At 34.7% G+C, this 13,957-nt stretch carries 14 protein-coding genes; 1 reads left to right on the forward strand and 13 read right to left on the reverse strand.

Annotation, left to right across the window (positions count from 1 at the left end):
- The 3 genes from IJL02_RS04770 to IJL02_RS04780 all read right to left on the reverse strand — a co-directional run.
- Nucleotides 1-5,334 (reverse strand): DUF4011 domain-containing protein (locus IJL02_RS04770; protein WP_292811162.1); only part of this gene is annotated, 5,334 nt, incomplete at its 3' end.
- A 165-nt stretch (nucleotides 5,335-5,499) separates the two neighbouring features.
- On the reverse strand, nucleotides 5,500-6,318 hold the full coding sequence (locus tag IJL02_RS04775; RefSeq protein WP_292811172.1) for a PfkB family carbohydrate kinase: 819 nt from the start codon (nucleotides 6,316-6,318) through the stop codon (nucleotides 5,500-5,502).
- Between the two features lie 20 nt (nucleotides 6,319-6,338).
- Nucleotides 6,339-7,187, reverse strand: a complete 849-nt coding sequence (locus IJL02_RS04780) for a cation diffusion facilitator family transporter (protein ID WP_292811187.1) — start codon at nucleotides 7,185-7,187, stop codon at nucleotides 6,339-6,341.
- Nucleotides 7,188-7,296: 109 nt separating this feature from the next.
- On the opposite strand from IJL02_RS04780, the gene IJL02_RS04785 reads away from it, so the two are divergent.
- The gene (locus IJL02_RS04785) at nucleotides 7,297-7,476 is read left to right on the forward strand and encodes a hypothetical protein (RefSeq protein WP_292811200.1); all 180 of its coding nucleotides are present in this window, start codon (nucleotides 7,297-7,299) and stop codon (nucleotides 7,474-7,476) included.
- 240 nt (nucleotides 7,477-7,716) lie between these two features.
- On the opposite strand, the gene IJL02_RS04790 is transcribed toward IJL02_RS04785, so the two are convergent.
- The 10 genes from IJL02_RS04790 to IJL02_RS04835 form a co-directional block, all read right to left on the reverse strand.
- On the reverse strand, nucleotides 7,717-8,298 hold the full coding sequence (locus tag IJL02_RS04790; RefSeq protein WP_292811208.1) for a hypothetical protein: 582 nt from the start codon (nucleotides 8,296-8,298) through the stop codon (nucleotides 7,717-7,719).
- 148 nt (nucleotides 8,299-8,446) lie between these two features.
- A complete protein-coding gene (locus tag IJL02_RS04795) occupies nucleotides 8,447-9,136 on the reverse strand; it encodes a HisA/HisF family protein (protein ID WP_292811214.1) in 690 nt (229 codons plus the stop codon).
- A 384-nt stretch (nucleotides 9,137-9,520) separates the two neighbouring features.
- Nucleotides 9,521-9,805 carry a DUF3194 domain-containing protein gene (locus IJL02_RS04800; protein WP_292811222.1) on the reverse strand — a complete coding sequence of 95 codons (285 nt, stop codon included), beginning with the start codon at nucleotides 9,803-9,805 and terminating at the stop codon, nucleotides 9,521-9,523.
- A gap of 33 nt (nucleotides 9,806-9,838) precedes the next feature.
- Entirely contained in the window at nucleotides 9,839-10,186 is a 348-nt protein-coding gene (locus tag IJL02_RS04805) for a prefoldin subunit beta (protein ID WP_292811234.1), read from the reverse strand.
- A gap of 29 nt (nucleotides 10,187-10,215) precedes the next feature.
- Nucleotides 10,216-10,485, reverse strand: coding sequence for a KEOPS complex subunit Pcc1 (locus IJL02_RS04810; RefSeq protein WP_292811246.1), 270 nt, complete (start codon nucleotides 10,483-10,485; stop codon nucleotides 10,216-10,218).
- On the reverse strand, nucleotides 10,478-10,963 hold the full coding sequence (locus IJL02_RS04815) for a Brix domain-containing protein (RefSeq protein ID WP_292811254.1): 486 nt from the start codon (nucleotides 10,961-10,963) through the stop codon (nucleotides 10,478-10,480). The genes IJL02_RS04810 and IJL02_RS04815 overlap by 8 nt, the downstream gene beginning before the upstream one ends.
- Nucleotides 10,964-11,004: 41 nt before the next feature.
- Nucleotides 11,005-11,136 (reverse strand): DNA-directed RNA polymerase subunit P, encoded by a 132-nt coding sequence (locus IJL02_RS04820; RefSeq protein ID WP_082706360.1) that lies wholly within the window; start codon nucleotides 11,134-11,136, stop codon nucleotides 11,005-11,007.
- A 3-nt stretch (nucleotides 11,137-11,139) separates the two neighbouring features.
- Complete coding sequence (gene rpl37A / locus IJL02_RS04825) at nucleotides 11,140-11,409, reverse strand: 50S ribosomal protein L37Ae (protein WP_292811270.1); 270 nt, start codon at nucleotides 11,407-11,409, stop codon at nucleotides 11,140-11,142.
- A 262-nt stretch (nucleotides 11,410-11,671) separates the two neighbouring features.
- Nucleotides 11,672-13,156: an IMP dehydrogenase gene (guaB, locus tag IJL02_RS04830; protein ID WP_292811285.1), complete on the reverse strand. Its 1,485-nt coding sequence runs from the start codon at nucleotides 13,154-13,156 to the stop codon at nucleotides 11,672-11,674.
- A gap of 13 nt (nucleotides 13,157-13,169) precedes the next feature.
- Nucleotides 13,170-13,883 (reverse strand): (5-formylfuran-3-yl)methyl phosphate synthase, encoded by a 714-nt coding sequence (locus tag IJL02_RS04835; protein WP_292811302.1) that lies wholly within the window; start codon nucleotides 13,881-13,883, stop codon nucleotides 13,170-13,172.
- Nucleotides 13,884-13,957: the final 74 nt, after the last annotated feature.

Raw genomic sequence — 13,957 nt, forward strand, 5'->3', positions numbered from 1 at the left:
AACATCACGAGAATCAAAATCATCATCTACATTAACATTAACATCACGAGAATCAAAATCATCATCTACATTAACATTAACATCACGAGAATCAAAATCATCATCTACATTAACATTAACATCACGAGAATCAAAATCATCTTCAACTTTCTTATCATAATCAATGTCAACTTCTGATTTAAAGCTGACTTTATCTTTGAAAATTGGTTTTTTAGTTTCTTTATTTTCAACTACTTCTTCAGGAACATCATCAAAATCGTCATTTATTTCATTATCATGAGTTATTTCCTCATGAGAGACATAATCTTCAACATCAAAGTCGTCTTCTTCGATATCAGCAGTAGTTTCATCATTATTGTGGTCTACATAAATATAATCGTCATCTGAACCTAAATCAACAACAGTTTCTTCAGCTTTTACATCAGTCTCTTTTTTAGAATCCTCTTCTTTGATATCTTTAATAATATCTTCATTTAAATCCTCATTTTGACCTAAATCCTTACCGAATTTAAGTGCTGATGATAATGAACTTTTAATTGAAACATCATCGTCATGCTGGAAATGAGATTTAATTCTTTGTGTGAATGACATTGAGTCTGAATCGTCATCATCATCTGAATAATCCTTGTCGTTTTCCCAAACTTCAGCATTATCTTCAGGAGAGACGTCATCATCTGATTCCCATACTTCAGCATCGTCATCCTGATTGGAATTTTCTTCCTGTGATTCCCATACCTCCATGTCATCTGAAGTATCCTCAGATTTAACATCAACATCTTCACTTACATCATCAACTGTATCTTCAGAGATTACTTCCTCGGTTATTGGTACTTCAGCGCTAGTTTCACTGTCGACTTTATCAGAATTAATTATATCATCTTCAGCTTCATCAAGAGAATCTTCACCGACAAATTCTGAAGGGTCTTCTTTAAATTCTGGCTTTTCATCGTTTTCCTCTACGCTGACAAATTCTGAAGGAGCTTGTTTTTGAGTACTTTCCTCATTTGCAACTGTTTTGTCATCATCTTCAAAGAATTCTGACGGGTCGATTTCACTTACATCAATCGGTTTTTCTAAAACATCCCCATCATCAACTTTTTCGACTTCAACAAAATCACTTGGACCAATGTCTTCCGGATTTATCTCATCTTCTGCTTCTTCTTGGGCTTTTCTTTCAGCTTCCTCTTTTTCACGGGCCAAACGCAATTCTTCAGCTTTCTTTTCAGCTTCAATTCTTCTTTTCTCAGCTAATTTTTTCTCTTCTTCGGACCTGCGTTTTTCTTCTTCACGGGTTTGGAGAATGGATTTTTCAACATATTCCAATAGCTTTTTACGGCCTAAATCCCTGTTTCTGTACCAGTCAGTAGACCATAAATGATAAAGTTTCCAGCCAAGACCTGTAAGGACCTGTTCACGAAGCCTGTCTCTGTCACGTGCCACTTTGCTTGAAGAATACATTTTTCCATCAGTTGTGATTCCTAAAATATATTTTCCAGGGTTTTCATCATCAACAATAGCCAAATCCACCCTGAATCCGGCACAACCGATTTGTCTGTCTACCTGATAGCCGTTTTCTTCCAAAAAGCTGGCTATCGCATCTTCAAATGGTTCTTTAGTATGAGCCTCTGCATGCTGAGTGCCCAATGTAAGGTTTTCTGCATATTCTAAAAACTCTTTTAAAGATTTTACCCCATAAGGAGGATTTGCGGTCAGATTCATGTCATAAGCTTTAAAGTTTGAAAATACAACACATTTCTCTCTTGCACGAGTAATCAGTACGTTTAACCTTCTTTCACCACCGTCCTGGTTAAGAGGACCGAAGTTTAAAGACATTTTACCGTCCTGGTCATAACCATAACCTACACTGATAAGAATAACATCCCTTTCATCACCCTGAATTGTTTCAAGGTTTTTAACAAAGAAACGTTCTTCCTTACTGTCTGAGAATAACGGTTCAAATTCAGGTCTTTCCTTACGTTTTACCTCGAGGGCTTCCAGAATTGCGTTTTTCTGTGCAACGGAAAATGTTCCCACACCCAAACTTTTTGTATCTCCGTATTTTTCAAAGTGATTGAATATTTCTTCTGCAACGTCTTCAGCTTCAAGAGGGTTTGCAGAAGATGATCCTCTGTGATATGCAGTGTTAGGATTATATCTGAATTTCAATCCCAATTCAGGATCTGAGTGTGAAGGTGAAGGATAAACCAACAAATCATCGTCATAAAATTCCCTGTTTGAAACTGTAATCAATGATTCATGGCGTGAACGGTAATGCCATTTTAGCATTTTAACCGGGAATGACAGTTTACACAGATGCAGAATACTTTCCATGTCAAGTGATGTCGCTTCTTCCTCATCACTGTCTGCATCAGACATCTGGTCAAAGAATGATGTTGGAGGCAATTGCTGAGTATCTCCCATTACAACAGCTGTTTTTCCTCTCATGAACGCTCCAAGAGCATCTTCAGGTTTTACCTGACTTGCTTCGTCAAAAATAACTACATCAAACTGCAATTCCTCATTTGTAGGATCCAAATATTGTGCAATGGATAGTGGACTCATCATAAAACAAGGTTTAATCTGTTTTATCATACCTCCCGCTTTTTCCAAAAGCTTTCTAACAGGCATGTGTCCGCTTTTTCTTGTAAATTCCCCTGCAAGTATTTTTGCCTGAGGGTTTTCGGTTCCTCCGAATATCTTTGGAATATTGCTGTTCAATTTGTGGAAGATTCTTTTTCTGTTTAAAGTTAAAATCTTTTTGTCCAAATCCTTGAATTCACGGATTCTGTTTTCATGCAGTTCTCCGACAAATGTTGCCAGTTCCTGATTTTCTACAAATAATATATTTAAAAGTGAATCTGCAAAGTTTCCTTCAATCAATGCTTCAATGTCATATTTATTAATATTTCTCTTTTCAATGGAATCCACAAACATTTTTGCATTGGATGATTTAAGTGCATTTTTGGTATTAAGGTATTGTGACCATAGATGAAGGCTTGAAAGCTGACCTCTCCAGGTGTATAACTGCTCCTGCCATGCTTCAAAACTGACATCACCTGTTTCCCTTTTAAAGATTAGTTTGCTTCTTGGGTTCAGTTTATCTTTTAGTCTTGAGAGAACACGTACAAATTCCTCTCCTGCATCGATATACTCCGCAAGGTCTCTTTCAGGTTTAAAGTCGAATAAATCCTTACTCATCAAGTCGATTGTATTTTGTGAAAATGTTCCTTCACGAACAAGGGCGCTGAACTCGTGCATCCATCTAGCAATAGCTTTAAGGTCATTGATATCTGCATTAAGATGCCAGTATCCTCCATAGTATTTCTGGCCTAAAGCATTGTTTGCTTCCAAGGTTTTTCTCATTTTAATTACGGCTTTAGCTTCCTGCAAATCTCTTACGATTTCATCAATGCTTCCAGGTACAGGCACTGCATAATACCTTTCGACAAGTTCGATGTGCTGTTTGTTGTTAAAGAATCTGAACTTTTTGTTGGAAATGTTTCTTAACTCATATATCAGCCTGTCAATATCTGCCTGGAAAATACGTTGGTTAAATTTATTTAAAAGAGGAGCATATTTCTGATACCTTTCAAGCTCCTGAATTAATTTAAATGCATCGTCATTGTTATTATTCCATGCCCCTGACTTTATGATGTTTGCATCTATAAGTTCGGCATTCTGGGACTTGATAATTTCAAATGCTGAAAGTGAATTTTGAAACTCATTTAAAGTGTCAGGCTTTTTGATTCCGTAAATGTCATAAACTCTTCCACGTTCCACCAAAAAGTTGTCCAAACTGTGAAGGGAATCATTAATCAGCATTTCAATTTCCCTTAAATCCGCCGGAAGCAAACTTTTCGGAGCGCATTTACTCCACGGATTTTCCTTTGAAATTGTCTGGTATAATTCAGCCAGGTTTTCCAAAGCTATTTTCATATCATCCAAATCTTTTAAAGTGACGCTTTCGGGATTTTCAAACCTCACCAATGGCATTATTTCATTTTTTCTTGCAAAATGATCATCGGCAGATTCCTTCATACCGTATAACTGGAATGGGGATAAGTTAACCGCAAAAGCAGGTTTGTGAATAATCTGAGAATAGTCGTCCAGCTGACGGCGCAATGTTTCCAGCTTACGGATTGTCTGGTCAATGTTTAATGGCTCCTGAGCACGAACATTGGTTGCTTTCTGCAGGTCTTTCAGGAACTTTTTACGTCTGGTTTTATGAGAATGAAGCTCCAAAACAAATTTTCCTAAACCTACACCTGTCAGTCTGTCCTTTACAACATCCAGTGCCGCCATTTTTTCTGATACAAATAAAACTGATTTGCCTTCGGCTAAAAGCTCAGCTATCAAATTCACAATTGTCTGTGATTTACCGGTTCCAGGCGGTCCTTCCACAACAAGATTACGTCCTGCCTTAACGTCCTGAATAGCTGCAATCTGGGATGAATCCGCATCTAAAACCTGATACATGCTTCTGTATTCAAGTTCAGTGTCGATATCCTCTTCCCTGAAAGCTTCCTGGTCATTTTTTGCAGGATTAAAAATAGCCTGAATGAGTTCATTTTTGGTCAAATCGACATTATCAGCCCATGCTTCAGGGTTTAAATCATTATACATTACAAATTTTGTAAAACTGAAAAAACCTAAGGCCACATTGCTGTTAACTGTCCAGCCATCCATTCTGCTGACTGCACGGCGAACGCTTGCAATATAATGATCGATTACTTCACCATATCTTTTAAACTGGAAATCTGGCAGTTCTATTCCTGCTTCCAGTAATTTGGCCTTAAGTGAAATGTTAGTCTGAATATCCTCTCCGGTCCATTCAAGATTGAATGATTCTCCAACCTTTTTCCTCTCCATTGAAACCGGAATCAACACTAAAGGAGCCTTGTTTTTCTGTCTCGGTTTGGATTTGTCCTTCCATTCCAGAAATCCAACAGCCAGATACAAAATGTTGTAACCCTGCTCCTGAAGCATTGTCTTTGCCTGGTTGTTGATATAATATAATCTTTTCTGGAGCTCTTTTGGAGTCAAATCAGTAGCTAATTTCTTGTCCCCTTCTGAAAACTTTGAAAAGTCAAATGGAATGTGATCCCAAACTGATGACTTGTCTTCCTTTTTATCCTTTTTATTGGCTACAAAATACATTTTGTTTTCTTGGAGAACCAATGTTTGAAAAAGATTTATAGGGGACTGATTTACTATAGTGATAGTTTTAGCTCTTGATTTAAAGTTTAGAAGTTGATTTCTTAAAGTTAAATCCAATAGCTCCTTACGTAGATTTTTAAATTCCTTTTCGATTATATTTGATGATTTGTTTAACATGATGACCCTTTGTAGTGTTTAAAAAATTTAAGATACATATATAATTATAATATATTATATTAATAAAGTTTTCTAAAAGTTATTAAAAATCAGTATTTTCATAAAAAATTGAGTAAAATAAGTTTATATGAACTTAAATTGAAAATATATGAAATCCTGGAAAAATCAAAATGATTTATTTGTCTTATAGGGTCCTTTGTAGTGTGTTTTTTCACTGGCTATTTGAGAAGCGAAATTAGCCGCCTGCACGGACGTATAGCCTTCCAACTTAAGAATTATATATGTCGCCATGAAAGTATCACCACATCCTGTAGTATCGACAACATTATTTGACGGAATTGCATCAATTTTTATTTCACTTTCGCCAATAATTCTTGAACCCTTGCTTCCGTTTGTAATTATAATCTCACCTACATCCAGCTCATCTAAAGGCACAAACTGCGCTTCGGTTTCATCCAGAAATACTGCCTGCACACCACTTACTATTTCTTTTATATGCTTATTTGGCCGCAAACCGGAAGACTTTTTGTTTTTATATCTTAAAAATCCCTGAAGAGACATGTAAATAGGTACATCAAATGATTTTAAATATTCAATTGTTTCTAAAGGAAAATCATAGGGATTTAGCGGATTTACAATGAATGCATCAACATTCAGACCTGATATGAAACCCTGAATTTGAGGTACTGTTATTGGAATTTTAGGAAAATTCGAGGATTGGATTCTTATGTCGGGATTATCCCTGTCAGGATATTCGTTGGTAAATATGTGGTGAGCTTCAGTTATTACTGAGCATACCCTCATTCCCGCAGGAAATACATTGAAAAAATGCGCCGGCATATGACATACTACCATAAAATCATCATAACTCAGCTCCCGGAACACATGAGCCTGATAATAGCTTGGTCCGCCTACTTCAAGTGACTTTTCACCAGCAATAATTATCTCATCACGACAGGGATGGCCAAGAATAACTACAACCATAATAAAACCTCACATTTAGTTTAATCCAGTTCAATCGTAATATCTACAACATGATATTTGCCTGAAATATCGTAAATCTCCTTTTTAATCTCTTCAACATTTTTTTCAAAGTCAACATCGACTTTAAGTGTCATTACAGAATCAATGCCGTCAAGCGACCATATATGAAAATCCTCAATTGCATTTACACCGTCAATGGATAAAATCAGATTTTTAAACTCACCGACATCAAAATAATCAGGAGTTTTCTGAAGCAATACTTCAACTGACTTGTAGAGGTTTCTTCCAAGGTTAAATATTAGCCATAAAGCTATTCCTATTGAAACGAAAGGATCCAGATACGGTGCACCGTCCCAAAACATCAGAACAAGACTCAATATTAATATTGCAATCCATTCAAAAACATCACCAAGTTGGTGGAAAAGAATCGCCTTCTCATTGAAAGTTTCACCATCGTGAAGCCTGTAAACTGAAATTGATTTAAATATAATTCCTACAACAGCCACAATAAGCATTCCTTTAGCATCAACGCTTTCAGGAGCAAACAGTCTTGGAATGGCTTCATTAAGTATTACAAAAGCCATGATGATTACAAAAACCGATATAATCACAGCTCCAAGAATGGAAAATCTCTGATATCCATATGAATATTTTTCTGTCGAGTCCTTCTGGGCAACCTTTTCAAGCGCCCATGCGAGAGCTATTGAAATCGTATCGGACAAATCATGAATACAGTCAGCCAAAATTGCCATACTGTTAGTTGCAAGACCCCCAACGATTACCAATATATTAAACGCCAAATTCATAAAAAACACAAAAGCCAGGTTTTCACCGGCTTTTTTGTGATGATGATGAGTGTCAATTCTCATACCATTTATTATGTTTTTTGAATATTAAAAAGATTATTTTTTCTAAAAACATCACTTTTTAAGTTATGTTTAAATAATTTAAGAATTAAAATTATAGTAGTGATTTGAAATGGCAATAGTTGGAACAACAATTTTTTCACATATTCTTCCAGTAATCTTTGGATTTTTCGGATTATTACTGATTATTTCCGGATCTTTAGATGAAGATAAACCAAAATTAGGTTTAGGAATTGTATTATTTGTTATAGCTTGCATATTCCCATATGTGGTTTTAAGCGTTTTAGTTTAGAACACTTATTAAACTGTACTTTTTTGATATTTGAGTGAATATTTCTATTAATTTTCAGTAACTTTTTTCCAAATAAATATAATATCAATAATATTTCTTGATATCTAATTAATTTTCTGCTTTAAATATTACATCGAGCCATATTCACTCATTAGGTTTTGAAATCATCAAATAATCCTATTTAAAACCCATAATTAATTTTTTAAATTTCACCAATTACATTTCATGTGAAAAAATTCTTTAATATATTGCAGATATATCTCCTTTTGCATGTAATTTCCACACATGGCAACTTTCAAAGGATTTTGGATTTGCACTGCATGAATATTCCATTCCTCCAGCCACACATACTCCATCTTTGTAATATCTGCAAGTAGTTTCTGTATTTTCAGTTTTCTGATTGTTAACAGGAGGTTTATCCAATAATGATTTATCTTTAACTTTACTTTTAGCTATTCTAGCAAACTCTGATTCTATATTTGGATTAAGCGCTATATCTGCTAACAGCTTTTCATCTTCCATCAGCTCAAGATATAATAAACGAAAATCATAATCATACCAGGAGTCAGTTACAACATTATATGCATTTTTTTCATCAAAGTCCTTGAATTTGTTCAGCAGTCTTTTATTTACAATTTTACTTTCGGCAACCTCTATGATACCATGTTCAAGTTTTCCATTATTTGCTATATCAATCAGTAATTTTTGATCTTTTATTTTTCTGACAGTTTCAAGACGTGTTTCATAATTATATCCATCTCTATCAATTACCTTTTCATATAATTTCTTATCATTCCCAAATAGATTATCTAAAAATCCCATAAAATCACCTTAACAATTATAATTAAAATTCTGTCAATGAATAAATAAATATATTACCATGATTTTAGATTAATATCGTCCCAGTTGTTTATAAGTTAATTTAAAACTGCAGCCAAATGTCTTATAAAACACTTAACGTATTAAACATTCAATCCAAAAGCTTAACTTCCCCGGAATGCAGGCTTGTGCCTATTAAGACTTTTTTTATTCCCTGTGATTCCAACTCGGCAAGTGAATCCTTGTTTAGACCGCCAGCCATTATTATCTTATCTTTCATGTCCTCAAATTCATTGAGTAACTCTTCATTGTATCCTTTTTCAGTACCGACACCAGTAATGTCAAGAAGAATTATTTCATTTGGGTCTAAAACCTTCAGGATTTCCTTAAACTCCTTAAGTGTCAAATCGAAATTCTTAGATAACAGTTCATTGTTTTTAACGTCAACGCTTACGACAATTCTCTCTTTTGGAAACTTTTCAAATATCATTTCCATCTCTTCAATGCTTTTGAGGGTTTCAGTGGGAACGATGACCTTGAATGCATATTCAATGAAAAATTCAAAGGATTCCACATCCTTTACTCCGCCGTCAAACATCACAGGCAAAATTGTGTTGACCATCTTTACATCATTAATATTATGGCCATTTGATTCAATTAAATCCAAATCGGCTATATACATTTCATCTGCACCGTTTAATTTCAACCCCTGAGCTATTTCAACAGGATTTGCTGAAGGTGCAAAGACAGTGTTTAATGGTGTGTAAGTATCTCTCATACCGGATTTGCCGCTTACGGCCTGGTGTTGTTTTAAATCTATGACTGGTATTTTTTTAATCATGATAATAATTAGAATAACAAAGTATAAAAAAATTTATGGAGGAAAATTAAGCTAAAATGTTTTTTAGCCTAATTTCGAATAATAAAAATAATGATCAATTTAGAGCAAATAACTTCAGTTATTTAACCTCACTTATTATGTTTAGTCACATAGTATATAAATGTTACTCTATTTTAGAAAAATTAAAGTAGACTTGAAAAAATAATTTTTAAAAAATACCTCAAAATTATTAACATAATTTAAAAATCTAAAAAAAATATAATATTTTGTTTAAAAAAATTCAAAAATTATAAAACTGAAATTTTTAGGACTCCACAAATAAATAAAAATTAATAAAATCTGATTGATAAAGTCAGACTGACAAAAGTCAGTTAAAATGAACCGCTATTCTCTGAAATTGTCATCAATGTATGAGTCAAATTTCTCATATGCTCCGTCAATGGCTTTCATAATCTGTTCCTGATTAATTTCTGAAAGTTCATCGAAAGTGACACCGACGTCAACATCTACATCCAGCTGTTCGTCTTCATAGCTGATGATGATATCCAAATCCAAATCTTCAACTTCCTTGGTGGAAATGTTTTTGGATACTTCACGTTCCAATATTTCACCGAAATCATCTGAAATAACGGATAAGTCATCCTGAGACAGTTTTTTAAGTTTTGACATGTAAATCTAAAAAAAGAAAAGAAAGTATTAAGCCTATTGGCCCATACCTTGCATTGCATTTTGAATGGTAGATTGCATTTCTTCGAGTTTTTTCATGACTCTTTCTTCTTGACGGGCCATGGTCTGTTTTCTTAACTCGAGAGTTTCTAATTTGTCTTCCATTTCTGCTAATGCATCAGCATATTCAACTTTAATGAGTAAAGTTCCAGCCTGTTTAAATACTTCAGTATTTTCATCGGTTTTTTTAAGTTCTTCTAAAGCTTTTTCAGTTTCTTGAATTTGAATTTCAACATTCTGAACCTGCATGCTTACAGCTTGAGCTTGTTGTTGTAATTGTTGAAACTGATTTAATTGTTGTTGAATGTTTTCAGGAATATCCATAATATCACCTTTTAATTATTTTATAAATATTATTCATTTGTTAAATTATTTATTTCCAATGCCAGTTTAATCCATTTGATAGCAGAATTGACAGAAGCCCTGAAAGATGTGGAATCCTCAGCATCTATATCAATTATTATATTGGATTCATCCAGCTTTATTGTCATGGATGATCTAAAATCCGGAGCGGTTTCAAACTCCAGAAGAATTGCGTCATAAATTATCTTTGCCTGAGAGCCGCTTTCAAATTCTACACATATATTGCTTTTGACAGATTCAAGAGGAGTTTCATCAATCATGTGTTGCCTCTAAAATCTTTTTGACGTTTATTTGGAAATTGAGTTTATCTCCGAATTTATTGATAAAATTAATTTTAGCTACCAAATCATCGCTGTCAGAGATAAGTATATAGTTATCTTCCGCATTGTCCACCAAATCCAAATCCAAAATGTCACTTAAAACATTGAGTCTTTCAATTTTTGATACTACTTTCAATTGGGACGGTGCCATATTAAGCTTTTCATTTTCCAATACGACACTGATAAGAATGACAAGCAAAACTTCACCCTTATTTGAATAGAATGTTATTTTACTTGGGTTTCCTTTAATCTCATTTACAATTGCCAGATTAAATTCGTCAACTTCCAGAGCCTTTAGGAGAAGTTCACGCATGTTCATTTTGCCTCTGTTTACAGAGGTTGAATCGGTTAGACGTGCTAAATTTTTACAGAATTTTCTAGTTTTTTGAGAAGGTTTTCTAGAAGTTGAAATTAACATTTAAATCAAAAATAGTAAAAAAATATAGTAAAAGCAGATAATTATCTTGCTTTTATGATTCTAGTGGTTTCTGGAACATTTTTAAATAAAATCCTATATCTGCATTTAGGACATTTATTTTCCATGTAGCTTTTATGGTCTACTTCTGCTCCACAACGTGGACATCTATACAAAGTCTATTCCTCCACTTTAATGTCTCTGATACTGCGTGCTGCAGATTTTGCCATAGGAGTTTGTGGAATGTAAGCTCCACCAGTGAAAACTGCACCACATTTTCTGCATTTCCAAATTCCAGCAGCTTGTCTTTTTACATATGGTCTATCACATTTAGGACAAACATGATTTTTTTTCATGTTTTCTTCAATGATTTTAACAGATCTTTTTGCTTTTCTTCCGTATCTTGCACCGAACCTACCTGTGATACCTACTTTTTTAGTTCTTGCCATTTATATTCTCTCCGTAAATAATAAAATTTAATTAAATGTAAATTAGCTTAATTTACATAGATTATCTAAAATAATCATAAAATTATCTAATATGATAATATAGTATTATCTAATATTTAAAGGTTTGCTTAAAATCAGTTAATTCAAGAAAAACATAATTTTTTCTATAAAATATAAATAATTTTGATGAGAACACACTTCCCCCTATAAATCAACTATTTTATTGGATTCCCATCAAAATATAATAATGAATAATACCCAACTATTCAAGAGTTGGATAATTTGGACTTTCATTAGTAATTAACAAGTCGTGAGGGTGGGATTCTTTAATACCACTGCTTGTAATTCTAACAAAGTTTGCTTTTTCTTTCATTGCAGCAATGTCCTTTGCACCACAATATCCCATGGAGGATTTCAATCCGCCGACCAACTGGAAGAGGATTTCTGCAATTGTTCCTCTGTATGGTACTGCACCTTCGATTCCTTCAGGAACATATTTTGTGTGGTTCATTTTACTTTTGTTGCCTTGGAAGTATCTGTCGGATCCGCCATCAAACTCACTGGTCATTGCACCCATGGATCCCATTCCACGGTATTTTTTATACTGTTTACCGTTCATTACAACAATATCTCCTGGAGCTTCAAGGGAAGCTGCAAGTAAGTTTCCAAGCATTACCGCATCTGCACCTGCACCGATAGCTTTTGCAACATCACCTGAGTATCTGATACCACCATCTGCAATTACAGGAACACCTGTGTCGGCTGCAGCATCAGCAACATCGGAAATAGCAGTAAGTTGAGGTACTCCTACACCTGCAACAATACGGGTGGTACACATTGAACCCGGACCGATACCTACTTTAAGTGCATCGACACCCATGGAAATGAGGTCTTCTGCAGCCTGGGCTGTTGCAATATTACCTACACATAATTCAGCATCAATATTATCTTTAATGGTTTCAGTGAATTTGACCACATTCATGTTATGCGCATGAGCACAGTCAATTGAAATGATATCCGCACCGGCCTGGTCAAGTGCCATTGCCCTGTCCAAATCAAACGGACCGCAAGCAGCAGCAACCAAAAAGTCACCGTTTTTATCACGTGCTGCATTCGGAAATTGATCCTGGTTTAAAATATCCTTGATAGTAATGATTCCAACCAATTTGCCGTCAGAAACAACAGGAAGTCTTTCAACCTTATTTTCATAAGCAACATTTAATGCCTCTTCAGCACTGACTCCTTCTTCAACGGTAACTACATCGGAAGTCATTATATCCTTGATTGCTGTGGACGGTTCGGATTTTAATACTGGTCTTATATCCCTTTTTGAGATAATTCCCATAATCTTATCACCATCAACAACAGGCAATCCACTAATGAGTTCGTTGCGCATTAATGCTTGAGCTTCAGCAACAGTGGAATCCGGAGAAATAGTTATAACATCACGGATTGTTAAATCTTCAGCATTCTTAACTTTTTTAACTTCTTCAACTTGTCTTTCCAGTGACATGTTTCTGTGAAGAACTCCTACACCACCTTGTTGTGCCATTGCAATTGCAAGGTCAGCTTCAGTTACAGTATCCATAGCTGCACTTAAAACTGGAATGTTTAATTTAATTCCTTTACCCAATTCAATTTTAGTATCAATGTCTTTAGGTTCCACATAACTTGCATTAGGAGTTAAAAGAAAATCATCAAAAGTGAAAGACATTCTTGCTTCTTGAACTTTTTTTGAATATGACATAAATTACACCCGATTAAAATGAATCACATAATTCTTTAAGCTCGGCTACTGCAGTGTGATGTATTTTACCGGTGTTTCTATCACCGCCAACACATGCTGCACCTCTAATACCTACAACATCACAACCGATGTCATGTAATGGTTTTAGCTGGTCTTTTTTAACGGATCCTGCAAGTGCAGTCATCAAACCGTAGCTGTGAGCTTCTTCAACAAATTCTTTTAATTGATCAATATCTAAATAATCAAATAATGTATGACCGTCTTTAACTGCAGTATCAAGCATTGCCAAATCGCAACCGGCATCTTTTGCCACTTTTGGAATTTCCATAGGTCCGACTGCACCAACGCGATGAGCATCAGCATATCCTGCAGCTACAATAATTGTATCTTCACTAATATCTTTTACTGTTTTTACAACGTTTTCCATGACTTCAACAGCTTCGTCATGGTCTTTTGTTCCGTATAATCCTACTTTAATGTAATCTGCTCCGGAAACATGAGCGCCCATTGCTGCAAGAGAAACAGTACCTGGTTTGTAAGGCACATCACCTAAAGTTGCGCTTACAAGCTTATCTTCAGGAGTCAGTTCCCTGATTTCCTTAATAACCCACGGGAAATTAGCACCTAAAGAGCCTTCCTTAGGATTCTTTACATCAACAATGTCTGCTCCGCCTTTAATAGATTCAAGAGCTTCTTCACGATTTATAGGACTTATTAATAGAAGCATGTATTTCCTCCAATAAAATATAATTTTATAATATAATAATATTACTTCTTTATTATTTATAATAGTATTGGTTT

It is taken from the genome of Methanobrevibacter sp., assembly GCF_017427765.1.
GTDB lineage: Archaea > Methanobacteriota > Methanobacteria > Methanobacteriales > Methanobacteriaceae > Methanocatella.

Bases quoted from the DNA above. Each gene is read 5' to 3' on its own strand.
- IJL02_RS04775 (WP_292811172.1), bottom strand. From the start codon at position 6,318: ATGGTTGTAGTTATTCTTGGCCATCCCTGTCGTGATGAGATAATTATT.
- IJL02_RS04780 (WP_292811187.1), bottom strand. From the start codon at position 7,187: ATGAGAATTGACACTCATCATCATCACAAAAAAGCCGGTGAAAACCTG.
- IJL02_RS04785 (WP_292811200.1), top strand. From the start codon at position 7,297: ATGGCAATAGTTGGAACAACAATTTTTTCACATATTCTTCCAGTAATC.
- IJL02_RS04790 (WP_292811208.1), bottom strand. From the start codon at position 8,298: ATGGGATTTTTAGATAATCTATTTGGGAATGATAAGAAATTATATGAA.
- IJL02_RS04795 (WP_292811214.1), bottom strand. From the start codon at position 9,136: ATGATTAAAAAAATACCAGTCATAGATTTAAAACAACACCAGGCCGTA.
- IJL02_RS04800 (WP_292811222.1), bottom strand. From the start codon at position 9,805: ATGTCAAAACTTAAAAAACTGTCTCAGGATGACTTATCCGTTATTTCA.
- IJL02_RS04805 (WP_292811234.1), bottom strand. From the start codon at position 10,186: ATGGATATTCCTGAAAACATTCAACAACAATTAAATCAGTTTCAACAA.
- IJL02_RS04810 (WP_292811246.1), bottom strand. From the start codon at position 10,485: ATGATTGATGAAACTCCTCTTGAATCTGTCAAAAGCAATATATGTGTA.
- IJL02_RS04815 (WP_292811254.1), bottom strand. From the start codon at position 10,963: ATGTTAATTTCAACTTCTAGAAAACCTTCTCAAAAAACTAGAAAATTC.
- rpl37A (WP_292811270.1), bottom strand. From the start codon at position 11,409: ATGGCAAGAACTAAAAAAGTAGGTATCACAGGTAGGTTCGGTGCAAGA.
- guaB (WP_292811285.1), bottom strand. From the start codon at position 13,156: ATGTCATATTCAAAAAAAGTTCAAGAAGCAAGAATGTCTTTCACTTTT.
- IJL02_RS04835 (WP_292811302.1), bottom strand. From the start codon at position 13,883: ATGCTTCTATTAATAAGTCCTATAAATCGTGAAGAAGCTCTTGAATCT.